This window comes from Janthinobacterium sp. BHSEK, from assembly GCF_056174685.1.
The window spans coordinates 275,926-297,078 of record NZ_JBWBYV010000003.1 but is presented as its reverse complement, the minus strand read 5'-3'; the positions used below and the strand labels follow the sequence as shown (position 1 = coordinate 297,078).

Here is a 21,153-nt window from a genome sequence, read left to right as displayed (position 1 = left end):
TTCCCATGCACGCAAACACGATCTTGCTCAATGGCCGTTTCCATACGGTCGACCGGACGCGGCCGCTGGCGTCCGCCGTCGCCATCGCCGATGGCAAATTCCTCGCCGTCGGCGACCTTGAAGACGTGATGCGTCATCGCGGCCCCGCCACGCAGCTGATCGACCTGGGCGGCCGCACCGTGATTCCCGGCCTGAACGACTCGCACCTGCACCTGATACGGGGCGGTTTGAACTATAACCTGGAATTGCGCTGGGAAGGCGTGCCCTCGCTGGCCGACGCCCTGCGCATGCTCAAGGAGCAGGCGCTGCGCACGCCGAATCCGCAGTGGGTGCGCGTGGTGGGCGGCTGGACGGAATTCCAGTTCGCGGAAAAGCGCATGCCGACGCTGGACGAAATCAACGCGGCCGCGCCCGACACGCCCGTCTTCATCCTGCACCTGTACGACCGCGCCCTGCTGAATCGCGCCGCCCTGCGCGCCGTCGGCTACGACAAGAACACGCCGAACCCGCCGGGCGGCGAAATCGTGCGCGATGCATCGGGCAACCCGACCGGCTTGCTGATCGCCCGGCCGAACGCCATGATCCTGTATGCGACCCTGGCGAAAGGCCCCAAGCTGCCGCTGGAATTGCAGGTCAACTCCACGCGCCAGTTCATGCGCGAACTCAACCGTCTCGGCATCACCAGCGCCATCGACGCGGGCGGCGGCTTCCAGAATTATCCCGAGGATTACGCCGTCGTCGACGAACTGGCGCAAAAGGAGCAGCTGACGATCCGCATCGCCTACAACCTGTTCACGCAAAACAAGGGCGCGGAATTGCAGGACTTCCAGAAGTGGACGGGCATGATCAAGCCCGGCGACGGCACGGATTACTATCGCCACAACGGCGCCGGCGAAATGCTGGTGTTTTCCGCCGCCGACTTCGAAGATTTCCTCGAGCCGCGTCCCGAGCTGGCGGCCGGCATGGAAGACGAGCTGGAAAAGGTCGTGCGCCACCTGGTCGAGCAGCGCTGGCCGTTTCGCCTGCACGCCACCTATGACGAATCGATCGGCCGCATGCTCGACGTGTTTGAAAAGGTCAACCGCGACACGCCGTTCGGCGGCCTGCACTGGCTGTTCGACCACGCTGAAACCATCAGTCCGGAAAATATCGACCGCGTGAATGCGCTGGGCGGCGGCCTGGCCATCCAGCACCGCATGGCTTTCCAGGGCGAATACTTTGTCGAACGCTACGGTTTTGAGGCGGCCAAGGCCACGCCGCCCGTGCAGCGCATGCTGGACGCGGGCGTGCCCGTGGGCGGCGGCACGGATGCGACCAGGGTCGCCAGCTACAACCCGTGGACGGCGCTGTACTGGCTCGTATCCGGGCGCACCGTGGGCGGCCTGGCCCTGACGGATGCGGCGGGCAGGTTGCCGCGCGACACGGCGCTGGAGCTGTGGACGGCGGGCAGCGCCTGGTTCTCGAGCGAGCAGGGCAAGAAGGGGCGCATCCGCGAAGGCATGCTGGCCGACCTTGCCGTGTTGTCGGCCGATTATTTCGCGGTGCCGGAAGAGGCGATCAAGTCCATCGAATCCGTGCTGACCATGGTGGGCGGCAAGGTCGTCTACGCCCAAGGGGAATTTACCAAGCTGGCGCCGCTACCGATTCCCGTGCTGCCCGAGTGGTCGCCCGTGCGCACGGTGCCGGGACACTACCGTCCCGTGGCCAGGCCGGTGCAGGCGCAAGCCATGCTGCCGCACCAGTGCGCGGGCGCCTGCGGCGTGCATGCGCATGCGCACGACCGGGCGCGCAAGTCGGCCGTGCCGGTTGCCGACTTTTCCGGCTTCTGGGGCACCCTGGGCTGCAGCTGCCTCGCCTTCTAGATGGCGGCCGGGCCTTATCTGGAAATGCGCAGGATGGCCGAAGCGAGCCGCGTGAAACATGGGCTCAGCTCGCTTTCGGTGGCCGCATAGCAGTACAGGCCCGCGGGTTCGGCCGGCTTGCGGCAAGCCGCCTTTGCATCGGTGGTGTTGGCCAGGCAGCGCAGCAAGTCTTCGCCCAGCTCGTTGTCCGGCCCTTCCTTGGTTTTCAGCGAGGCACCCATGCCCAGGGTAAAGACGAAAATGCCCTCCTGGCGCGCTTTTGCCGCCATCGCTTCTACCAGGTTGCGCGAGGCGCGGTGCACATTCGTCCATTGCGCTTGCGCCGAGGCGATGGAAGAAGTCACCACGCGGGGCGTGCTGGTCACGATGGGAAACTCGCGCAGCGCCGCGTCATTATTCGCGTTATACCATGCGGGAAGCCCGGTGATCTGACTGGCGGCGCAATCGCCGTATTGGAGCGAGTCGCTCACTTTCATCCTGTACAGGCCCGCCAATGCCGGGTTTTGCAGTTTCGGAAAGGTGGCGAGGCCGCCTGCATCCTTGCATTTGTTGTCCTTGTTGGGAAAGTACGCGGAAAACGCCGCCGGCGAGCCATCGGAAAAAAACACGATGACGCGCAGGCTGGAGCGGTTCAGTTGTTCGATATCGTTCAGCTGTTTGCGCGCCTGGAACATGCCGGCGGAGGAATTGGTGCCGCCGACAAACGTGAATTGATCGATCTTTCCATTTTTCATGGTCATGCTGCCGCGGTCGAAACCGCGCTCGACCTGCCTGATCGGGACATCGATCTGCGCCTCCGAAGCGAAGTGCAGCAAGCCGACCCGGTCGACCGTGGAATTGAATTTGTCCAGGAAGGACTTGCCCGCCGCCCGCACGGCGTCCGCATTGTTTTTCAGCGAACCGGACGTATCCATCACCAGCACCATGTCCAGGTCCTTGCGGATGGTTTGCGCGCTGGCCGCCACGTTCAGGGTCTTGAAGCCGAGTATGCCCATCAGCGAGACGGGCAGCGAGGCGGTGGCCGAGACGTCGATGGTGACGGTGCCTCTGTCGAACGTGACGTCGACGGGATTGAGGACCGGCGTCGAGAGCAGGAAGTTGTCCGGATAATTGATGTCGAAAAACTCCCTGGCCGACTGGCGCGCGCTGGCCCGCTGTTCCGCTTCCGAATTGCCCGCCGTGATGCCGCGCGCCGCCGCCAGGCTGGCCGAGTCGACGGCCGCATTGAGCTTGGCCTTGACGAAGTAGCCGAGGGCGGAATCGACGGCCAGGCCCACCGAGGCGATCAGGACGACGGCCGACAGCGCCACCATGATCAGCACTTGGCCGCTTTGCCGCTTGTGTGGAATGCGCATCAGAATACCGTCATCGAAGTGAGGTTGGGGCCCAGCACGGGCGTCGTGCTGTTGCCAAAGTTCAGGGTGCCGAACAGCATGTCGAAATCGTAGAACGTTTCCACGGCGTAGATCAGTTCGCCATCGGCCAGCTGATTCCGCATCAATGCCACCGTGGGGGCATGCTCGTCCCTGGCGATGCCGGTGCACGTGCCGTCGCTCCAGCTGCCGCACTGCCACACCTGGCTGGCGGGCAGGTAGCCGCTGGCCCTGGCGCCGGCCTCCCAGCGGTATTGTTCCAGCACGATATTGCGCAAGCCGTTCTTTGCCGTGTAGCCCATGATCTTGGTGATGTAGATCATGCCGCGCCTCTTCATGTCCAGCGGCGGCGTGCTGGCGGCCAGCGCATTCATGATGGCCTGGCCCGAGCCGCTCAGGTCGGACGTGGAGCGCGAGGCCAGGTTGGCGCCTTCGCGGCTGATGTTGAGCAGGATGGTCTTGGCCTGGATGGCGCGCGACAGGTCGACCAGCATGAACAGCAGCAGCGCCAGCAGCGGCAGCACGATGGCCAGTTCCACGGCGGCGATGCCGCGCGCGGCGCGCGGCGCAGGAGGGCGGGCGCGCATCACAGGCCGCCAAAGCTTTCATTGCGCATGGTGGCGGCCACGACGAAATGCGCCTGCCCGTCGCGGAACAGGGCACGGATCATCGGCGTGGCAAACGCCCAGCGGCAATCGACGGAGATGACGACGATATCGCCGGCCTGGCCGAACATGGCGGCGCCGACCGCATCGCTGCCGTTGACGGAGATCACGGGGCTGACCTTGTCATACATGCCCATGGAACTGTCGCGTATTTTTTGCATCACGGCCTGGTAGCGCTGCTGGTTGGCGCTGTCGGGGTCGAGGTCTTTGGCCCCCGTGACGGCATAGCGCGCGCCTTCGCGCACCGCGTGCTGCATGGTCATATTGGCAAAATACGCCATGCTCAATTCGATGATGCCGATTATCAGCATGAGAAATGCCGGTGTTATCAGGGCCAATTCCAGCAAGGTGGCGCCGCCCTGTGCGCCGGGCTTGCGGAATATGGGGGAGTCGGCCTGTTTTAAGCGCATGGGAGTAATCCGGTTAAGTGCCGCGATGAAGAATGCCGGGTGGCTGGCATTGCGCCATTTGACTGGTGATTATTCTATATCGATTTTCAAGGGCATGGCCGTCATTTAAATTATTACAGGTCAAGATAATCGAAATTAACTGCCTTATTTCAAGTGTGCGGGTCCCGTCCCTACAGGGCCGGGAGTAATATGCGCGGGTATGAAAACAGGCCTGGTGTCAGGATTGTCCTGCGTGCAGGCAAGGACTTGTTGTGCAAGGTGAAGCAATAAACATGCTGCAATGTAAGCAACAGCAGCGGTGGCAGCAGCGATGGCGCGCCGGCGGCCCGCCCGCCCTGGCCGCGCTGACCATCCATTGGCACGCGCCCGGCGTGCGGCGACCGCCGGCGTGGGTCACGCACCGCGTTTGCGCGTGCCGGCCCAGCGCCTCTTCCTTCGTGCCCCCATGACTTCCTCCCCTGCGCGCGGCTGCGGAGGCGCGCGCGGACGACGTAGGCAACCCGATTCGGATCAACAACATTCCCCGAAGGGAATGGGCTACACGTTAAGAGGTAAAGCATGTCAACAAAAAATGTCATACGCGTCATGCTGGTGTCGGACCACAAGACCTGGCTGTGGGGCCTGGAGCAGCTGCTCGCCGGCGCCCAGCCGGCAATGCAGGTGGTGGCCAGCGCCACCGAGATCGACGGCGCGCTGCTGCTGGCCCGGACCCTGTGTCCCGACGTCATCGTGCTCGACGCCGATCTGGGCTGCGGCGACACCTGCGCCATCGATTATCTGCCGCAGCTGCTCGGCAATGGCGTCTCGCGGGCATTGCTGTTTCGCGGCACGCAGGACCAGGCCGCATGCGGGCGCGCCGTGCGCAGCGGCGCGCGCGCGGTGGTGGGCAAGGAGACGCCCGTCAAGCAAATGGTCGACGCCATCGTCCGCCTGCATCAGGGCGAGTTGTGCCTGGATCCGGCGTTGCTCGACAGCATGCTGGGCGTGCTGAATAAGCCGGAAGCGGCGCCCGATCCGGAAGAACAGCGGATCGCCAGGCTGACGCTGAAGGAGCGCAAGATCGTCGCCATGATGGTGGAAGGAAATGGCGCGCTGAACCGTGCGATAGCCCAGCGCGCTTTTATCTCGGAGCAAACCTTGCGCAATCATCTGACATCGATCTACAGCAAGCTCGATGTCACCAACCGCCTGGAATTATATGTGTACGCCACCCGCAACCGGCTGGCCGAGCCCGTCCACGCGGAATGACAGTACATATGTCCTGATTATAGACAAAAAATTAAGATGGTTTGTACTGCGCATAAAATGACTTTTCTCTGATTCGATTTAATGTTTGTTTATATAAAATACACGCATCAGAAATTGGCAAATAAAAACAAGGTGAATGTTTTTATTTTCAGACTGTATTTTCAGTTTTTATCATGTTTAAAACTTGACCTGAAAGGGAATAATATGAATTGCATTAAAAACTTTATCGCCGAAGAAGATGGCGTGACCGCCATCGAATATGCGCTGATCGCCGCGCTGGTGGCGGCCGCACTGGTCACGGCCGTCGGCTATTTCACCACCGGCCTCGATGGCGCCTTCAAGGCCATCGGCACCAAGTTGACGGGCGCGGCGATCTAACACCCCTGCCCACCGCGCCGCACCCCGGCAGGCCGGTTGCCCATGCGCACCGGCCTGCCGGCTTCCCGCCCAACGATGCGCATGCCGTCATGCGCTCGGCTTGCATCAGGTACACGATGGACCCTCATTCTTTCTGGACGTTCAGCCCCGCCATAGTCTTGTGGGGGCTGCTGGCCGCCGCTGTCTGGCATGACGCGCGCCGCCGGCGCATTCCCAACCGCCTGGTATTTTCCGGCGCCTTGCTCGGCGTGCTGCTCAACAGCCTGGCGTTGCCCGGGCTGACGCCGGCCGGGCCGTGGCTGGCCTTGGGCGGCCTGGCCGTCGGCCTGGGCTTGCTGCTGCCCATGTATGCGCTGAAGGCGCTGGGCGCGGGCGACGTCAAGCTGATGGCGATGGTGGGCGCCTTTGTCGGTCCGCGCCCCGCCGTGTCTGTCGTGCTGTGCAGCCTGCTTGCTGGCGGCGTGCTGGCGTTGGCCGTCGCCCTGTGCCAGGGCACGCTGCGCCAGACGTTGGCCAATGCCCGGCAATTGCTGCTGCAAGGCTGGCTGCGCGCCGCGGCAGGCGAGGCGCCGCAGGTCGGCGCGCCCGCGCTGCCAAGCGGCAGCCTGCCGTACGCGATCGCCATTGCCGCCGGCACCGCCATCAGCCTGGCCCTGGCGGCCGCCGGCCATGCATGACCCGGCCGGCAGCGATCTGGCCGCGTGCACCCGGAAACCCAAGTTTTACCAAGAGGACAAATCATGAGAAATAGCCGCGTTGCGATCGTGCTGCTGCTGGCGCTGCTGATGGCGGGCGGCGCCGTGCTGGCGGCGGCGCGCTGGATGTCAGGGCAGGGCGCGCCGGCCAGCCAGACGGTGATGGTCGCGCTGGTTGACATCGGCGTGGGCGCGAAGGTGACGCCGGCCATGCTGCGCGGCATGGACTGGCCGGCGGGCGCCCTGCCGCCGGGGGCGTTTGGCGAGGCCGGCGCGCTGGACGGGCGCATCACGCGCAGCGCCGTCAGCAGGGGCGAGCCTGTGCTGGAAAGCAAGCTCGCGCCGCCTGGCGCCACCGGTGGCCTGTCGGCCATCGTCGCTGCCGGCAAGCGCGCCATGACCGTGCGCGTCAACGACGTGGTGGGTGTGGCCGGCTTCGCGCTGCCGGGCAACTTCGTCGACATTCTCGTGCATACGCAGGATGACCGCGCCAGGCCCGCGGGCGGCGGGCCGCTGGCCATTTCGAAGATCGTGCTGGAACGCATCCTGGTGCTGGCCGTGGCGCAGGAATCCGGCCGCGACGACAACAAGCCCAAGGTGGTCAATGCCGTGACCCTGGAGCTGACGCCGGAGCAGGTGGAAAAGCTGGACCTGGCGCGCAGCGTGGGCAGCCTGTCGCTGGTGCTGCGCAACCAGGTCGATCCGGCGCCCGCCGACACGGGCGGCGCCACCAAGGAGTCGCTGCTGGAATTGAAGGCGCCGGCACCGGCTGCCCCGCCCGTGCGCGCGGCGCGGCGCCCGGCGGCCCCGGCACGCGCTGCCGCGCGCGACAGCGTCACCGTCATCAAGGGCATGGATACCAGCGTCCAGCAATTTTAAATCAGCAGGCAAGCAAGGATGATCGATGAACACATTTCGTAAGCACACCCCGGGTGCGGGCATGCGCCTGGCCTTGACCCTGGCCTTGGGTGGCGCGGCGGCGGGCCCGGCCTGGCCCGGCGGCGCCGGCGCGGCGGCGCCTTCCCGGCAGGCCGTCATGACGCCCGTCGCGGCGCCGCCCATGTCGCTGGGCGCCGATATCGCCCGCCTGGGCGCGCCCGTGCGCATCGCCGTGGGCAAGTCCACCTTGCGCAGTCTGAGCCTGCCGGTGTCGCAGATCGCCGTCAACGATCCCCGCGTGGCCGGCGCCAGGATGCTGGGCTCGTCCAGCCAGCTGTTCGTCTGGGGCCTGGCCCCGGGCAGCACCAACCTGATCCTGTGGGACCGGCAGCAGCGCCCCGTGATCGTCGATATTGAAGTCGAGATCGACGTCGAGGGCTTGCAGGCGCAGCTGGCCTATGTCTTCCCCGGCGAACACGCCGTCAAGGCGGGCGCGGCCGGCGGCAGCATCGTGCTGTCGGGGCAGGTCAGCGACAGCGTCAAGGCCAGCCAGATCCTTGAGATGGCGCAAGCCTATGCCCAGCGCGGCGCGGGCGAAGCGGCGGCGCCGGCCGACGGCGCCGCCAGCACTGTCAATGCCGCCGGCGGCGTCAAGGTCATCAATATGCTGACGGTCGCGGCGCCGCAGCAGGTCATGCTGGAAGTGAAGATCGCCGAAGTGTCGAAGACCCTGGTCGACCAGTTGGGCGCGAGCGTGGGCATCAGCGGCACGCGCGGCAACTGGAGCTACGGCCTGCTGTCGAACCTGCTCAGCGGCAATCCCAGCCAGCTGGGCGCCGTCAACGGCAAGAATGGCAACGGTCTCACGCTCGATGCGCAAAAGCGCGACGGCCTGGTCAAGGTGCTGGCCGAACCGAACATCATGGCCATCAGTGGCCAGGAAGCCAGTTTCTTGGCGGGCGGCAAGATTTTCATTCCGGTCGCGCAAGACAGCACCACCAACAAGATCACGCTGGAAGAAAAGGAATTCGGCATTGCCGTCAAGTTCACGCCCACCGTGCTGGAAGGCGGACGCATCAACCTGAAGGTGGCGCCGGAAGTGTCGGAGCTGAACCGCGAAGGCATCGGCATCACCACCGGCGGGGGCGCCGCCGCCAACGCGGTGCTGCCGGCCTTTACCACGCGGCGCACCACCACGACGGTGCAGCTGTTCGATGGCCAGAGTTTTGCCGTCGGCGGCTTGATCAAGAACAATGTGACGACCAATATCAAGGCCTTGCCCTTCCTGGGCGAGATACCCGTGCTGGGCGCGCTGTTCCGCAGCAGCGATTTCCAGACGGACCGCACCGAGCTCGTCTTCATCATCACGCCGCACCTGGTCAAGCCGCTCGACAGTGAGATTGTGCTGCCGACCGATGCCTATGTGGCACCCAGCCGCGGCGAGTTCTTCTTGCAAGGAAAAATGGAAGGCGCCGCCGCGCCACGGCCGCGGCAGGAAGCGGCCACGCAGTCAGCGCCGGCCGGCCCGGACATTCAATAGGAGCACATCATGCAGCATGCCGTTTTCCTTCACCTACTGCTGGCCGCCCTGGCCGCCAGCGGCTGCGCCGCCACCCCGAATCTGGACCGCCAGTTCGGCCACAGCGTTGAGCAACTGCGCCAGCGGCAAGTGCTGTCGCCGCAGGCGGGCGCGAACCGCGACCCCGTGGCCGGCCTGGACGGCAAGGCCGCCCAGGCCGCCTACGCGGCGTATCAGAAAAGCTTTGCCGCGCCCGCGCCGCAAGCGGCCGCCTTCACCATCGGTGTCGGGGCGCGCAAGTGAGCCTGGCACCGTCATCACAGAACCAGCAAGGCCTATCGTGAAAATCGCCATCAATTCCAGGGATGAAAAAACGCTGTCCGCGCTGGGCCAGCTGCTGCGCGGCCGCAACCGGCTCGACGAGATCAGCGCGGGCGGCGAAACGCTCGAACCGTTGCAGGCGGCGCCGTCGCCGCCCGACGTGCTGATCTTCGACCGCCCGTCGAACGACGGCGCCGACCTGGCCGCCATCGAGCGCCTCAGCAACCTGCATCCGCGCATGGCCCTCATCGTGCTGTGCCACCAGCAGCCGCCCGAATTCCTGCTGCAGGCCATGCGCGCGGGCGTGCGCGACGTGCTGCCGTTTCCCGCCGCGCCGGCCAGCCTGTATGCGGCGCTCGAACGCATCGAGGAAAAGCTGGAGCGGCGCGAGCATGGCCATGGCAAGGTGCTGGCCTTCATCTCGTGCAAGGGCGGCAGCGGCGCCACCTTCATCGCCAGCAACCTCGGTTACGCGCTGGCCGCCGGCGGCCAGCAGCGCGTTGCCCTGATCGACATGAACCTGCATTTTGGCGACGCCTCGCTGTTCGTCTCCGAGCACAAGCCGCTGGCCACGCTGTCGGACGTCACGCGCGACATCCACCGGCTCGATTCCTCGTTCCTGGGATCGAGCATGCTGCACATCCTGCCCAACTACAGCGTGCTGGCCGCGCCCGAGGACCCGGCCCACGCCAGCGAAGTGGCGCCCGAACACATCGACGCCATCATCCGGCAGGCCAGGCGCCAATACGATTTCATCGTGCTCGACGTGGGCCGCAACCTCGATGCCGTCAGCGTGCGCGCGCTGGACCACGCCGACATGATCTTTCCCGTCCTGCAGGCGACCTTGCCCTACATCCGCGACGGCAAGCGCCTGCTGGGCATGTTCCGCTCGCTCGAATACGCCAGTGACAAGGTGCATATCATCGTCAACCGCCACGACAAGGGCGGCGAGATCCGCCTGCGCGACCTGGAAGCGGCGTATGGCACGGCCGTCTACCGCACGGTGCCCAATCACTACGCCTCGGCGGCCGCCTCGGTCAACCAGGGCGTGCCGATTTTACAGCTCGACAAAGCCAGCCCGATCACCCGCTCGCTGCAGGAATTCGCCGCCAGCCTGGCCGGCGGCGCGGCCGGCACGGCGCGCCAGGGCTGGCTGGGCCGCGTCCTGCGGCGCGCCTGATTCACGCGCTTGATCCACATCATAGAACAGGAGCATTTCATGGCTGGTTCCCCCATCGCCGCCTTGTCCATCCGCGAACGGCTCGGCAGCGCCAAGATCGCCGCACTCGCGCCGCAACGCATGGCGGCCATCGACAACCGCGGCTACCGCGACCTCAAGCTGCGCATCCATGGCCTGCTGCTCGAACGGGTCGACCTGGAAAGCATGCAGCGCCTGTCGCAGGAGCGCATCCGCGAAGAATTGCGCGCCCTGGTCGAGCGCTTGCTGGACGAGGAGGCGGTGGTCATCAACGAGGCCGAGCGCAGGAGCCTGACGCGCGACATCCAGCACGAGATGCTGGGCTTCGGCCCGCTGGAAACCCTGCTGTCGGACGCCGGCGTGTCGGACATCCTCGTCAACGGCCACCAGCAGGTCTATGTGGAGCGCGGCGGCCGGCTGGAGCTGACCGACGTCAGTTTCGACGATGACGCCCACCTGATGAAAATCATCGACAAGATCGTCTCGCGCGTGGGCCGGCGCATCGACGAATCGAGCCCCATGGTCGATGCGCGCCTGCCCGACGGTTCGCGCGTCAACGCCATCATCCCGCCGCTGGCCATCGACGGCCCCGTGATGTCGATCCGGCGCTTTTCCGTCGATCCGCTGCGCCTGGCCGACCTGGTCGCCTACCGCAGCATGACGGCGGAGATGGCCGAGGTGCTGCAGGGCCTGGGCAAGGCGAAGATGAACATCCTCATTTCCGGCGGCACGGGCAGCGGCAAGACCACCATGCTCAACGTGATTTCCGGCTTTATCGGCAATACCGAACGCATCGTCACGGTGGAAGACGCGGCCGAACTGCAATTACAGCAGCCGCACGTGGTGCGGCTGGAAACGCGGCCCGCGAATATCGAAGGCAAGGGCGAGGTGAGCCAGCGCGCGCTGGTGCGCAATGCGCTGCGCATGCGCCCCGACCGCATCATCCTGGGCGAGGTGCGCGGCGCCGAGGCGCTCGACATGCTGGGCGCCATGAACACGGGCCACGAAGGCTCGATGGCCACCATCCACGCCAACACCCCGCGCGACGCGCTGACGCGGCTGGAAAACATGATCAGCATGGCGGCCGCCAACCTGCCCAGCAAGGCCATCCGGCAGCAGATCAGCTCGGCCGTGTCGGTGGTGGTGCAAGTGTCGCGCCTGATCGACGGCAAGCGCAAGGTGACGTCGATCCAGGAAATCACGGGCATGGAAGGGGAGGTCATCACGATGCAGGAAATCTTCAGTTTCCGGCAGACGGGCGTGGCCGAGGGCGGCGCGGTGGTCGGGCATTTTTCGGCCAGCGGCATCCGCCCGCGCTTTCTCGAGCGCCTGAACAGCTTTGGCATCGGCGTGCCGGCCTCGCTGTTCGAACCCACGGCGGCGGGGCGCTGACATAGCATGCTTTCCTACCTGGTCTATCTGTTGATTTTCCTGGCCGTCCTGCTGCTCGTGGCTGGCGCCTGGCTGGCGTGGCAGGCGGCGCGGGGGCCGGGCGCGGCGCGCGTGGCGCGGCGCCTGCAAGCCATGTATACGGCCAGCGATGGCGAACAGGCGCTGTCGATCACCAAGCAACGTCCGCTGAGCGTCCATCCGTTTCTGCAAGGCGTGCTGGAAGGTTTACCCGGCGCGCGGCGCATCGAGCAGCTGCTGCTGCAGGCGGGCATGCGCTGGCTGGTGGCCGGTTTCCTCGGCTATTGCGTACTCGGCGCGGCGGTGGGTCTGCTGCTGGCCGGCGCGCTGCCACTGCCCTGGTATGTGCGCCTGGGCCTGGGGGCGGGCGGCGCCATGCTGCCGTATCTGCTGGTGCGCCGCGCCAGGAGCCGGCGGCTGGTGCGCATCGAGCAGCAGTTGCCGGACGCGCTCGACCTGATGGGCCGCGCCATGCGCGCCGGCCATGCCTTTCCCACCGCGCTGAAAATGGTGGGCGAGGAGATGACGGGGCCGCTGGCCGAGGAATTTCGCGCCGTGTTCGACGAAGTCAGTTTCGGCGTCGCGATGGCCGATGCGCTGGGCAACCTGGCCGCGCGCGTGCCCAGCACGGACTTGCGCTATGTCGTCATCGCCGTGCTGATCCAGCGCGAAACGGGCGGCAACCTGACTGAATTGCTGAGCAGCATCAGCGCCATCATCCGCGACCGCCTGAAATTGCTGGGCCAGGTGCGCGTGCTGTCGGCCGAAGGGCGCATGTCGGCCTGGGTCCTGGGCCTGCTGCCGTTCGGCGCGGCGCTGATGATGCACGTGATGACTCCGCAGTTTATCGCCGTGCTGTACACGGATGGGGGCGGGCGCAAGATGGTCGGCGTGGCGCTGGGCTTGCTGATGGTTGGCGTGCTCTGCATCAGAAAAATTATCCATATCCGGGTGTGACATGAAAGAAAAAACACGATGAGCGGCATGAGCGCGGCGCAGCTGGCTTTGCTGGGCCTGCTGTTCCTGATCGTTTTCGCGCTGGCCTTGCTGGTGCTGCGCATGGTCGCCGGCAGCGCCGTGCAGGAGCGGCTGCAGGCGCTGGGCGACGCCGGCGCCGCTGGCGATAGCGGGCGCCATGCCAGGCGGCGCTGGCTGGCGCATGCCGTCAGCCTGACGCGCCCGCTGGCCAGGCTGTCGCTGCCCGACGAGGGCTGGGAAAGTTCGCCCATCCGCAGCCGCTTCGTCCATGCCGGCTGGCGCAGCCAGGCCGCGCCCGCGCTGTTTTACGCGGCCAAGACGGCTTTGTCCGTGGGCTTGCCGCTGCTGGCGTACTTCCTGCTGCGCCACGGCGGGCAGAATATGCTGTTGTGGCTGGTCGCGGCGGCGGCCCTCGGCTATTACCTGCCCAATCTCTGGCTGTCGCAGTGCCTGAAACAGCGCCAGCGCGAAGTATTCGAGACCTTTCCCGATGCGCTGGACCTGATGACGGTGTGCGTCGAAGCGGGGCTGGCCATGGATGCGGCGCTGGCGCGCGTGGCGCAGGAGATCGGCTTGAAAAGCGCGGTCCTGGCCGAAGAGCTGCAACTGGTGACGCTGGAACTGCGCGCCGGCAGCGCCAAGGACAAGGCCTTGCGCAACCTGGCCCTGCGCACCGGGGTGGAAGATGTGGACGCGCTGGTGACTCTGCTGATCCAGGCCGAGCGCTTCGGCACGAGCATCGCCGCGTCGCTGCGCGTGCAGTCCGACCAGCTGCGCACCAAGCGGCGCCAGCGCGCCGAGGAAACGGCGGCCAGGATCGCCCTCAAGCTGCTGTTTCCGCTGATCTTTTTTATCTTCCCGTCGCTGATGGTGGTGCTGATGGGGCCGGCGTTCCTGCAGATTTACCGCGTGCTGCTGCCGGCCATGCGGGGCGGCTGAGGGCTGGCCAGGGCAAAAAAAAAGCTGCCGGAGTTTCCTCCGGCAGCTTTTCTACATCAGGGCGCGCCTGGCGATCAGGCGAATGGCGCCAGCAGGGTGATCATCTGGCCGAAGATCTTCGGGCTGGCGGCGATGACGTCGCCCTTGTACAGGTATTCGGATTCGCCGGAAAATTCACCGACGATGCCGCCCGATTCCGTGATCATCAGGGCGCCGGCGGCGATATCCCAAGGCTTCAAGCCTTTTTCGTAGAAGCCGTCCAGGCGGCCGCAAGCGACGTTGGCCAGGTCCAGCGCTGCCGAGCCGGCACTGCGCACGCCCTGGCTGCGTTCGGCCATGATCTGGTACATCTTCAGGTATTCGTCGAGCGCGCGCGGGCCGGCGCCGTGGCCGGTGCCCAGCATGGCGTTCGAAATGCGGTCGAGCTTGGTGACGCGGATGCGTTTTTCGTTCAGGTAGGCGCCGGCGCCCTTGGTGGCCGTAAACAGGTCGTTGCGGACCGGATCGTAGATGACGGCTTGCGTGACGACGCCGCGATGCGCGAGGGCGATCGAGATGCAGTATTGCGGGAAACCGTGGATAAAGTTGGTGGTGCCATCGATCGGGTCGATGATCCACTGATATTCATTCTCGTCGTGCGAGTTGGCGGAAGCTCCCGATTCCTCAGCCAGGAACGCGTGGTCCGGGTAGGCTTTGGACAGCACCTCGATGATGGCTTGTTCGGCCGCCTGGTCGACGTCGGTGACGAAATCGTTATGTTGTTTTTCCGTGACGACGACGCGGTCGAGGTCAAAAGAGGCGCGATTGATGACGGCGGCGCCGCGGCGGGCGGCTTTGATCGCCGTGTTGAGCATTGGGTGCATGTGAGCTTCCGTTAAAAGCACGCGACCGCCCATGGCCGCCTTGCGGCGCCGGTACGATAGAGTGCAAGAATGAATTAAAGAGCGGAGCGGTGCCGAAGTGGTTAAAATCCCGGCCTGGCGTCAGCGTTTTGTGACTCCGTTTCCCGAAATTTCCTGTATCGATACCGCGCAATAGCGCTATTTTAAATGAATCTGCCCGAAATCAACACGTCTCTTTTCACACGCCTGCGATTTATTCTTGTCGAAACTAGTCGCTCTGGCAACATTGGCGCCGTCGCGCGCGCCATGAAAACGATGGGTTTTTCCGATCTGGTGCTGGTCAATCCCCGCTTTCCCGACGCCTTGACGGATGCGGAAGCGGTGGCCTTCGCCAGCGGCGCGCAGGATATCCTGTCCGGCGCGCGCATCGTCGGCAGCATCGCCGAGGCGCTCGAAGGCTGCAATTACGCGGCGGCCGTGTCGGCCCGGCTGCGCGAATTCTCGCCGCCCGTCACCACCCCGCGCGCCATCGCCGGCCAGCTGGCCGCCGGCACGGACCTGCACGCGGCCGTCATCTTCGGCAACGAGCGCTTCGGCTTGCCCAACGAGATCGTCGAGCAGTGCAATGTGCTGATCAACATTCCCGCCAATCCCGCGTATTCCTCGCTGAACCTGTCGCAGGCGGCGCAGGTCGTGGCCTATGAATGCCGCGTGGCGGCCCTCGATGCGTCGGACGAGGCCCGGGCGGCCAGCCCCGTCGGTTTCCATGGCGACGCGGCCAGCCTGGCGCAGGTCGACGGCATGTATGCGCACCTGGAACAGGCCCTGGTCGCCATCGATTTCCTCGACGCCGACAACCCGAAAAAGCTGATGCCCCGTTTAAAACGCCTGTTTTCGCGCACGGGGCTGGAGACGGAAGAAGTCAATATCCTGCGCGGCATCGCGCGGCATATCCTGGCGGTCGCCAAAAAAGGCCCATGATCGAGACGCGGCTGCTGCGCCAGTTCATCGCCGTCGCCGAGGAACTCAATTTCCGCCGCGCGGCCGAACGGCTGCACATGGCGCAGCCGCCCCTGTCGCAGGCGATCCTGCGCCTGGAAGACGCGCTGGGCTACCCCGTATTCGAGCGCACCAACCGCAAGGTCAGCCTGACGCCGGCGGGGGACGCTTTCCTGGCCACGGCGCGCCAGGTGCTGGCCAGCCTGGAAGAGGGCGTGGCCGCCACGCGCCGGGTGGCCCAAGGCATCGAGGGGTACTTGCGCCTCAGTTTCATCCACATCACGCCGTACTCCCACGTATTGAACGCCTTGCGCGCCTTCCGCGCCGCCTCGCCCGCCGTGCAATTCACCTTGCGCGAAGCGTCGACGCAGCAGCAGGTCGAGTGGCTGGAACGGGGCGAGGTCGATATCGCCCTGCTGCGCGCGCCCGGGCGCGGCACGCCCGGCCTGCGCTTCGAGCGCCTGTCCGGCGAAGACATCGTGATCGCGCTGCCGTCGGACCACCGCTGCGCGGGCCAGGCGCGCGTGGACCTGCTTGACCTGGCCGGTGACGATTTCGTCGCCTCGCCGCGCGAGCTGGGCCAGGGTTTCCACGACCAGCTGGCCAGCCTGTGCCTGCATGCGGGTTTCGTGCCGCGCGTGGTGCAGCAGGCGCGCCGCTTGCAGACGGTGCTGGGGCTGGTGGCGGCAGGCTTCGGCGTGGCCCTGCTGCCGGCCAGCCTGGCGGCCTGCGCGCCGGCGGGCGTGGTCATGCTGCCGCTGGCAAGCAGCGCGCCCGAGGCCTTGCGCCAGCTCGACCTGTACATGGCGTGGGACCCGCGGCGCACGTCCGCCGTGCGCGAGCGGTTGCTGGCGCAATTGCGGCGGTCCGCTGCTCAATGAGACGTAGATAGTCTCATTTCAAGATAAATAAGATATTTTACAGATGATGGCGCAGGGGCCAGCATGGCGTTTTTGATTGTCGGGAATGCCATGTCCAACGTTTCGCCGCGCAGCCGCGCGCTGCCTCCTTCGATTTATTGGCTGTCCTTGTGCAGCTTTGCCTTCGGCTTGTCTGAATTCATCGCCGCCGGCCTGCTGTCGCCCATGGCGCGCGACTTGCACGCCAGCGTGGCGGCGGCCGGCGGCGCCATCGCCGCGTATGCGCTGGGGGCGGCCATCGGCGCGCCCGTGCTGACGGCCCTGCTGGCGCGCCGGCCCGTGCGCCAGGTGCTGGTGGCCACCATGCTCGTGCTGGCGGCCGGCAGCGTGGCCATGGCGGCCGCGCCGGCGCTGGGTGCGCTGCTGGGTGTGCGCTTTGCCGTCGGCCTCGCGCATGGCGTGTTCATGGCCGTCGCGTCGCATGCGGCCACCAGCCTGGTCGACCCGTCACGCGCGGGACGGGCGCTGTCCATCGTCTGGCTGGGCCTGACCCTGGCGCTGGCCGGCGGCGTGCCGCTGGGGACGTGGCTGGGCGCCGTCTCGTCGTGGCGCTGGGTATTTACGGCCATCGGCGTGCTGGCCCTGTGCGGCGGCGCCGGCTTGCGCTGCGCCATGCCCGCCGCGCGCCAGCCGGCCGCCGCCACCTCGGCCCTGGCCAGCCTGCGCGCCATCCTGCAGCCGCCCCTGCTGCTGGCGGCCGGCGTGGCGGCGCTGGTCAGCGTGGCCACCTTCAGCTTTTTCACGTATGTCTCGCCGTTCCTGCTGCAGCTGGGCGGGCTCGATGCGGGCTGGCTCAGTGCCGCCATGCTGTGCTTTGGCGCGTGCGCCATCGGCGGCAACCTGCTGGGCGGCTGGTGCGCGGACCGCCCCCACGCCCTGCGCTGCACCATGCTTGCCCTGGCCGCGCTGGCGCTCAACCTGCTGGGGTTTTATGCACTGCGCACGCATCCCCTGGCCATGCTGGCCCTGTGCGGTACTCTGGGCTTGCTGTTCTTTGCCCTCGTGACCCTGTCGACCATGCGGCTGCTGCGCCTGGCGCAGCAGCATTGCCCGGGCAGCGACGCGGTGGCGGCGGGCTTGAATATCGCCGCCTTCAATGCGGGCACGGCTGCCGGCGGGGCGCTGGGCGGTGTGCTGATCGTCGCCTTCGGCTTGTCCGGCATCGCCATCGGCGGGGCGCTGGCGGCGCTGCTGGCCATGCTGCTGCTGTGCTTCCAGTCGCGCAAACTAGACGGCTCGCTCTAGTTTTTGCGCGCGGAGCGGCGCTGCCTTTGGCGTACACTGGCCTGCAAAAGGCGGTACAAAACAAGGGGAGACATGGGAATGCGACGCAGATCGTTTTTGAAGCTGGGCGTGCTCGGCGCCTGTGCGCTGGCGGCCGGCGGCGCCGCCTACCGCCTGGTGCGCGGGCCGGCGCCCCCTGGCCGCTTCGTGCTTGACGGCGAAGCGCGCGCGGCGCTGGCGGCCATCGTGCCGGCCATGCTGGGCAGCGCGCTGACGCAAGATACGGGCGCGCGGGCCGCGGCGCTCGATGGCGCCATCGCCGGCGTGGACACGGCCATCCATGGCTTGCCCTTGGCGGCGCAGCAGGAAGTGCAGGACCTGTTCGGCTTGCTGGCGCTGGCGCCCGCGCGGCGCTTCGTCGCCGGCGTAAAAGGCGGCTGGCCCGGGGCCGACCCGGCCCAGGTGGCCGCCTTTCTGCAATCGTGGCGCACGCACCGCCTGGCCACCCTGCAGACGGCCTACCTGGCGCTGCACGACCTGATCCTCGGCGCCTGGTATGCCGATGCCGCCCAGTGGGCCGCCATCGGCTATCCCGGACCGCTGCCCGAATTGAGCGCATAAGGCATCCATGAGCACATCCCCCATTCCTGATCCCATCGCCGCCGGCCTTGCCGCCGGCTGGAACGTCACCGACGCCAGCACCCTGAGCACCGACCGCACCCTGGAGGCGGACGTCGTCATCATCGGCAGCGGCGCCGGCGGCGGCGTGACGGCGGAAATCCTCGCGCTGGCTGGCTTGACCGTCCTGATCGTCGAAGAGGGCGGCTTGAAGTCTTCGCAGGACTTCAAGATGCGCGAAGCGGATGCCTATCCCGCGCTGTACCAGGAATCGGCCGCGCGCAAGACGCGCGACAAGGCGATCAATATCCTGCAGGGGCGCACGGTGGGCGGTTCGACCACCGTCAACTGGACCTCGAGTTTTCGCACGCCGCCCGGCACCCTCGATTACTGGCGCCGGCACTTTGGCTTGTCCGGCTATTCGGTGGACGCCATGGCGCCGTGGTTCGCCATGATGGAAAAACGCCTGCACGTGAGCGACTGGGCCGCGCCGCCCAATGAAAACAACGATTTATTGCGCCGTGGCGCCACGGCGCTGGGCATCCCCACGGCCGCCATCCGGCGCAACGTGAACGGCTGCTGGAATCTTGGCTACTGCGGCATGGGTTGCCCGACGAATGCCAAGCAGTCGATGCTGGTGACGACGATTCCGTCGGCGCTGGCGCTGGGCGCCGGCCTGCTCGTGCATGCGCGCGCCGAGCGCTTTACCTTCAAGGGCGAGCGCATCGACAGCCTGCAGGTGACGGCGCTGGACGCGGCCGGGCAGGCGCCCACGGGCGTGCGCCTGACGCTGCGCGCCAAACACTTCGTGCTGGCCGGCGGCGCCATCAATTCGCCGGCGCTGCTGCTGCGCTCGCAGGCGCCCGATCCGCACGGCTTGCTGGGCCGGCGCACCTTTTTGCATCCGACGGTGGTATCGGCGGGCCTGTTCCCGCAGCGCGTCGACGCCTACGCGGGCGCGCCGCAGACGATTTATTCCGACCATTTCCTGCACACGGCGCCCATCGACGGCCCCATCGGCTACAAGCTCGAGGCGCCGCCTTTGCACCCGCTGCTGATGGCCACCACCATGGGCGGCTTCGGCGACGAGCACGCGCGCACCATGCGCGCATTCCCCCATGCGCATGCCTTGCTGGCCCTGCTGCGCGACGGCTTTCACCATGAGTCGGTCGGCGGCAGCGTCTTCATCGACAGCTTCGGCGCGCCCGTGCTCGACTATCCGCTCACGCCGTTCATCTGGGATGGCGTGCGGCGCGCGCTGCTGTCGATGGCGGAAATCCAGTTCGCCGCCGGCGCCAGGAGCGTGTATCCCGTGCACGAGATGGCCAGCCATTACACCAGCTGGACGCAAGCGAAGCAGGCCATCGGCGCTTTGCCGATGCAGGCGCTGCTCGCCAGGGTTGTCTCGGCCCACGTGATGGGCGGCTGCGCCATGTCGGACGATGCGCGCCTGGGCGTGACGGGCGCCGACGGCCGCTACCACGGCGTGCGCAACCTGTCCGTGCACGACGGCTCGCTGTTTCCCACCTCGATCGGCGCCAATCCGCAACTGACGATCTATGCGCTGGCCGCGCGCCTGGCCAGCGGCCTGGCGCGGGAGCTGACGGGTAAACCCGCGCCCGTTCCCATGCCCGCCTCGGCCACGGCATGATCGCGCGCATCCTCAAGTGGTTGATGCTGCTGCAGGTGCTGGCCGTGCTGGGCTTTGCGTACCTGGCCATGCAGGCGTGGGGCGTCGCTTCCCCTGTGCTGGCCGTGCTGCTGGGGGCCGCCATGCTGCTGGCCGTGCGCGCGCTGATCGTGGCGCGCAACTTCTGGGAAAGCCGGCGTGCCGGCAGCCCCGTGCCGGCGCAATACCAGCTGGGCGCCGGGGGCGCCGCGCGCCTGTTTTTCGGCGAGCTGCGCGCCACCCTGTGGACGTCGTCGTGGGGCATGCTGCGTCCGCGCCTGCATGTGGCCGACAACGTCGCTGGCCAGGGTCTGCCCGTGCTGCTGATCCACGGCTATGTGTGCAACCGCGGCTACTGGACAAAACTGAGCCGGCAGCTGGCGCGGGCCGGCATCGCGCACGACGGCGTCGACCTGGAACCGATAGGCGCCGACATCGAAGAATTCGTGCCGCAGGTCGAGCAAGCCATCGAGGCGCTGTGCGCGCGCACGGGCAGCGACCGCGTGATTCTCGTTGCCCACAGCATGGGCGGCCTGGTGGCGCGCGCCTGGCTGCGCCGCCATGGCGCGGCCCGCGTGGCGCGCATCATCACCATCGGTACGCCGCACCACGGCACGGCGCTGGCCAATCTGGCGGCGGGCGCGAATGCCCGCCAGATGAGCCGCGTCGATGGCGCGCCGGACGCCTGGCTGGCGCAGCTGGCCGCCGGCGAGACGCCGGCGCTGCGCGCGCTGATCACGTCGATGTATTCGCATCACGACAATATCGTCGCGCCGCAAGCGTCCGCGCAGCTGCCCGGCGCGCGCAATCTGCCCTTCGGCGGCATCGGCCACGTGGCGCTGGCCAGCGATGCGCGCGTGCTGCGCCAGCTGCTGGCGGAAATCACTATCAAGGACGAAGTCGCGCAGCCCCCTTCGGCCTCCCATTTCGCCTGAGCCCTGTTGTGTTTTGTCTGCATGGCAAGACTGTCTCTTTTGACTCTGCTGTTGCTCTTGTTTAACAGAGC

At 66.6% G+C, this 21,153-nt stretch carries 21 protein-coding genes; 17 read left to right on the top strand and 4 right to left on the bottom strand.

Annotated elements, in window-relative coordinates; all coding sequences use genetic code 11:
- Positions 1 to 5 precede the first annotated feature (5 nt).
- Positions 6 to 1,862 (top strand): amidohydrolase, encoded by a 1,857-nt coding sequence (locus AC0V2Y_RS01965; protein ID WP_475413677.1) that lies wholly within the window; start codon positions 6 to 8, stop codon positions 1,860 to 1,862.
- Positions 1,863 to 1,876: 14 nt separating this feature from the next.
- Here AC0V2Y_RS01965 and AC0V2Y_RS01960 read toward each other — a convergent pair whose 3' ends face one another.
- From AC0V2Y_RS01960 to AC0V2Y_RS01950, 3 genes are read right to left on the bottom strand one after another with little or no spacing between them, the layout of a single operon-like run.
- Positions 1,877 to 3,217 (bottom strand): vWA domain-containing protein, encoded by a 1,341-nt coding sequence (locus AC0V2Y_RS01960; RefSeq protein WP_475413676.1) that lies wholly within the window; start codon positions 3,215 to 3,217, stop codon positions 1,877 to 1,879.
- Positions 3,217 to 3,822, bottom strand: coding sequence for a TadE/TadG family type IV pilus assembly protein (locus AC0V2Y_RS01955; protein WP_475413675.1), 606 nt, complete (start codon positions 3,820 to 3,822; stop codon positions 3,217 to 3,219). Before AC0V2Y_RS01955 ends, AC0V2Y_RS01960 begins: the two co-directional genes overlap by 1 nt.
- Positions 3,822 to 4,310, bottom strand: a complete 489-nt coding sequence (locus tag AC0V2Y_RS01950; RefSeq protein WP_475413674.1) for a TadE family protein — start codon at positions 4,308 to 4,310, stop codon at positions 3,822 to 3,824. Before AC0V2Y_RS01950 ends, AC0V2Y_RS01955 begins: the two co-directional genes overlap by 1 nt.
- A 558-nt stretch (positions 4,311 to 4,868) precedes the next feature.
- Between AC0V2Y_RS01950 and AC0V2Y_RS01945 the strand changes: the two genes are divergently transcribed.
- The 10 genes from AC0V2Y_RS01945 to AC0V2Y_RS01900 all read left to right on the top strand — a co-directional run bounded on the left by AC0V2Y_RS01945 (position 4,869) and on the right by AC0V2Y_RS01900 (position 13,875).
- Positions 4,869 to 5,558 (top strand): LuxR C-terminal-related transcriptional regulator, encoded by a 690-nt coding sequence (locus tag AC0V2Y_RS01945; RefSeq protein WP_475413673.1) that lies wholly within the window; start codon positions 4,869 to 4,871, stop codon positions 5,556 to 5,558.
- Positions 5,559 to 5,762: 204 nt separating this feature from the next.
- Entirely contained in the window at positions 5,763 to 5,936 is a 174-nt protein-coding gene (locus AC0V2Y_RS01940) for a Flp family type IVb pilin (protein WP_070304077.1), read from the top strand.
- Positions 5,937 to 6,052: 116 nt separating this feature from the next.
- Positions 6,053 to 6,613 carry an A24 family peptidase gene (locus tag AC0V2Y_RS01935; RefSeq protein ID WP_475413672.1) on the top strand — a complete coding sequence of 187 codons (561 nt, stop codon included), beginning with the start codon at positions 6,053 to 6,055 and terminating at the stop codon, positions 6,611 to 6,613.
- A gap of 63 nt (positions 6,614 to 6,676) precedes the next feature.
- The gene (gene cpaB / locus AC0V2Y_RS01930; protein ID WP_475413671.1) at positions 6,677 to 7,510 is read left to right on the top strand and encodes a Flp pilus assembly protein CpaB; all 834 of its coding nucleotides are present in this window, start codon (positions 6,677 to 6,679) and stop codon (positions 7,508 to 7,510) included.
- Between the two features lie 25 nt (positions 7,511 to 7,535).
- Positions 7,536 to 9,050, top strand: coding sequence for a type II and III secretion system protein family protein (locus AC0V2Y_RS01925; RefSeq protein WP_475413670.1), 1,515 nt, complete (start codon positions 7,536 to 7,538; stop codon positions 9,048 to 9,050).
- Positions 9,051 to 9,059: 9 nt separating this feature from the next.
- The gene (locus tag AC0V2Y_RS01920; RefSeq protein ID WP_475413669.1) at positions 9,060 to 9,332 is read left to right on the top strand and encodes a hypothetical protein; all 273 of its coding nucleotides are present in this window, start codon (positions 9,060 to 9,062) and stop codon (positions 9,330 to 9,332) included.
- 37 nt (positions 9,333 to 9,369) lie between these two features.
- Positions 9,370 to 10,530 carry a CpaE/TadZ family protein gene (locus AC0V2Y_RS01915; protein ID WP_475413668.1) on the top strand — a complete coding sequence of 387 codons (1,161 nt, stop codon included), beginning with the start codon at positions 9,370 to 9,372 and terminating at the stop codon, positions 10,528 to 10,530.
- A 63-nt stretch (positions 10,531 to 10,593) separates the two neighbouring features.
- Entirely contained in the window at positions 10,594 to 11,940 is a 1,347-nt protein-coding gene (locus AC0V2Y_RS01910) for a CpaF family protein (RefSeq protein WP_475413730.1), read from the top strand.
- Between the two features lie 6 nt (positions 11,941 to 11,946).
- Entirely contained in the window at positions 11,947 to 12,915 is a 969-nt protein-coding gene (locus AC0V2Y_RS01905) for a type II secretion system F family protein (protein ID WP_475413667.1), read from the top strand.
- A 27-nt stretch (positions 12,916 to 12,942) separates the two neighbouring features.
- Positions 12,943 to 13,875 (top strand): type II secretion system F family protein, encoded by a 933-nt coding sequence (locus AC0V2Y_RS01900; RefSeq protein ID WP_475413729.1) that lies wholly within the window; start codon positions 12,943 to 12,945, stop codon positions 13,873 to 13,875.
- 74 nt (positions 13,876 to 13,949) lie between these two features.
- Here the strand turns inward: AC0V2Y_RS01900 and AC0V2Y_RS01895 are convergent, their stop codons facing one another.
- A complete protein-coding gene (locus tag AC0V2Y_RS01895; protein ID WP_475413728.1) occupies positions 13,950 to 14,729 on the bottom strand; it encodes an inositol monophosphatase family protein in 780 nt (259 codons plus the stop codon).
- A 195-nt stretch (positions 14,730 to 14,924) separates the two neighbouring features.
- Here AC0V2Y_RS01895 and AC0V2Y_RS01890 point away from each other — a divergent pair, with 195 nt between their 5' ends.
- The 6 genes from AC0V2Y_RS01890 to AC0V2Y_RS01865 all read left to right on the top strand — a co-directional run bounded on the left by AC0V2Y_RS01890 (position 14,925) and on the right by AC0V2Y_RS01865 (position 21,082).
- Positions 14,925 to 15,698 (top strand): RNA methyltransferase, encoded by a 774-nt coding sequence (locus AC0V2Y_RS01890; RefSeq protein ID WP_475413666.1) that lies wholly within the window; start codon positions 14,925 to 14,927, stop codon positions 15,696 to 15,698.
- A complete protein-coding gene (locus tag AC0V2Y_RS01885; RefSeq protein WP_475413665.1) occupies positions 15,695 to 16,597 on the top strand; it encodes a LysR substrate-binding domain-containing protein in 903 nt (300 codons plus the stop codon). Before AC0V2Y_RS01890 ends, AC0V2Y_RS01885 begins: the two co-directional genes overlap by 4 nt.
- Positions 16,598 to 16,687: 90 nt before the next feature.
- The gene (locus tag AC0V2Y_RS01880; protein WP_475413664.1) at positions 16,688 to 17,881 is read left to right on the top strand and encodes an MFS transporter; all 1,194 of its coding nucleotides are present in this window, start codon (positions 16,688 to 16,690) and stop codon (positions 17,879 to 17,881) included.
- 72 nt (positions 17,882 to 17,953) lie between these two features.
- Positions 17,954 to 18,481 (top strand): hypothetical protein, encoded by a 528-nt coding sequence (locus tag AC0V2Y_RS01875; RefSeq protein WP_475413663.1) that lies wholly within the window; start codon positions 17,954 to 17,956, stop codon positions 18,479 to 18,481.
- A 7-nt stretch (positions 18,482 to 18,488) separates the two neighbouring features.
- A complete protein-coding gene (locus tag AC0V2Y_RS01870) occupies positions 18,489 to 20,129 on the top strand; it encodes a GMC family oxidoreductase (RefSeq protein WP_475413662.1) in 1,641 nt (546 codons plus the stop codon).
- The gene (locus AC0V2Y_RS01865; RefSeq protein WP_475413661.1) at positions 20,126 to 21,082 is read left to right on the top strand and encodes an alpha/beta hydrolase; all 957 of its coding nucleotides are present in this window, start codon (positions 20,126 to 20,128) and stop codon (positions 21,080 to 21,082) included. Before AC0V2Y_RS01870 ends, AC0V2Y_RS01865 begins: the two co-directional genes overlap by 4 nt.
- Positions 21,083 to 21,153 lie beyond the last annotated feature (71 nt).

What these genes read in the sequence shown, in the direction of transcription:
- AC0V2Y_RS01965 (WP_475413677.1), top strand. Translation starts at nt 6, where the DNA reads ATGCACGCAAACACGATCTTGCTCAATGGCCGTTTCCATACGGTCGAC.
- AC0V2Y_RS01960 (WP_475413676.1), bottom strand. Translation starts at nt 3,217, where the DNA reads ATGCGCATTCCACACAAGCGGCAAAGCGGCCAAGTGCTGATCATGGTG.
- AC0V2Y_RS01955 (WP_475413675.1), bottom strand. Translation starts at nt 3,822, where the DNA reads ATGCGCGCCCGCCCTCCTGCGCCGCGCGCCGCGCGCGGCATCGCCGCC.
- AC0V2Y_RS01950 (WP_475413674.1), bottom strand. Translation starts at nt 4,310, where the DNA reads ATGCGCTTAAAACAGGCCGACTCCCCCATATTCCGCAAGCCCGGCGCA.
- AC0V2Y_RS01945 (WP_475413673.1), top strand. Translation starts at nt 4,869, where the DNA reads ATGTCAACAAAAAATGTCATACGCGTCATGCTGGTGTCGGACCACAAG.
- AC0V2Y_RS01940 (WP_070304077.1), top strand. Translation starts at nt 5,763, where the DNA reads ATGAATTGCATTAAAAACTTTATCGCCGAAGAAGATGGCGTGACCGCC.
- AC0V2Y_RS01935 (WP_475413672.1), top strand. Translation starts at nt 6,053, where the DNA reads ATGGACCCTCATTCTTTCTGGACGTTCAGCCCCGCCATAGTCTTGTGG.
- cpaB (WP_475413671.1), top strand. Translation starts at nt 6,677, where the DNA reads ATGAGAAATAGCCGCGTTGCGATCGTGCTGCTGCTGGCGCTGCTGATG.
- AC0V2Y_RS01925 (WP_475413670.1), top strand. Translation starts at nt 7,536, where the DNA reads ATGAACACATTTCGTAAGCACACCCCGGGTGCGGGCATGCGCCTGGCC.
- AC0V2Y_RS01920 (WP_475413669.1), top strand. Translation starts at nt 9,060, where the DNA reads ATGCAGCATGCCGTTTTCCTTCACCTACTGCTGGCCGCCCTGGCCGCC.
- AC0V2Y_RS01905 (WP_475413667.1), top strand. Translation starts at nt 11,947, where the DNA reads ATGCTTTCCTACCTGGTCTATCTGTTGATTTTCCTGGCCGTCCTGCTG.
- AC0V2Y_RS01900 (WP_475413729.1), top strand. Translation starts at nt 12,943, where the DNA reads ATGAGCGCGGCGCAGCTGGCTTTGCTGGGCCTGCTGTTCCTGATCGTT.
- AC0V2Y_RS01895 (WP_475413728.1), bottom strand. Translation starts at nt 14,729, where the DNA reads ATGCTCAACACGGCGATCAAAGCCGCCCGCCGCGGCGCCGCCGTCATC.
- AC0V2Y_RS01890 (WP_475413666.1), top strand. Translation starts at nt 14,925, where the DNA reads ATGAATCTGCCCGAAATCAACACGTCTCTTTTCACACGCCTGCGATTT.
- AC0V2Y_RS01885 (WP_475413665.1), top strand. Translation starts at nt 15,695, where the DNA reads ATGATCGAGACGCGGCTGCTGCGCCAGTTCATCGCCGTCGCCGAGGAA.
- AC0V2Y_RS01880 (WP_475413664.1), top strand. Translation starts at nt 16,688, where the DNA reads ATGTCCAACGTTTCGCCGCGCAGCCGCGCGCTGCCTCCTTCGATTTAT.
- AC0V2Y_RS01875 (WP_475413663.1), top strand. Translation starts at nt 17,954, where the DNA reads ATGGGAATGCGACGCAGATCGTTTTTGAAGCTGGGCGTGCTCGGCGCC.
- AC0V2Y_RS01870 (WP_475413662.1), top strand. Translation starts at nt 18,489, where the DNA reads ATGAGCACATCCCCCATTCCTGATCCCATCGCCGCCGGCCTTGCCGCC.
- AC0V2Y_RS01865 (WP_475413661.1), top strand. Translation starts at nt 20,126, where the DNA reads ATGATCGCGCGCATCCTCAAGTGGTTGATGCTGCTGCAGGTGCTGGCC.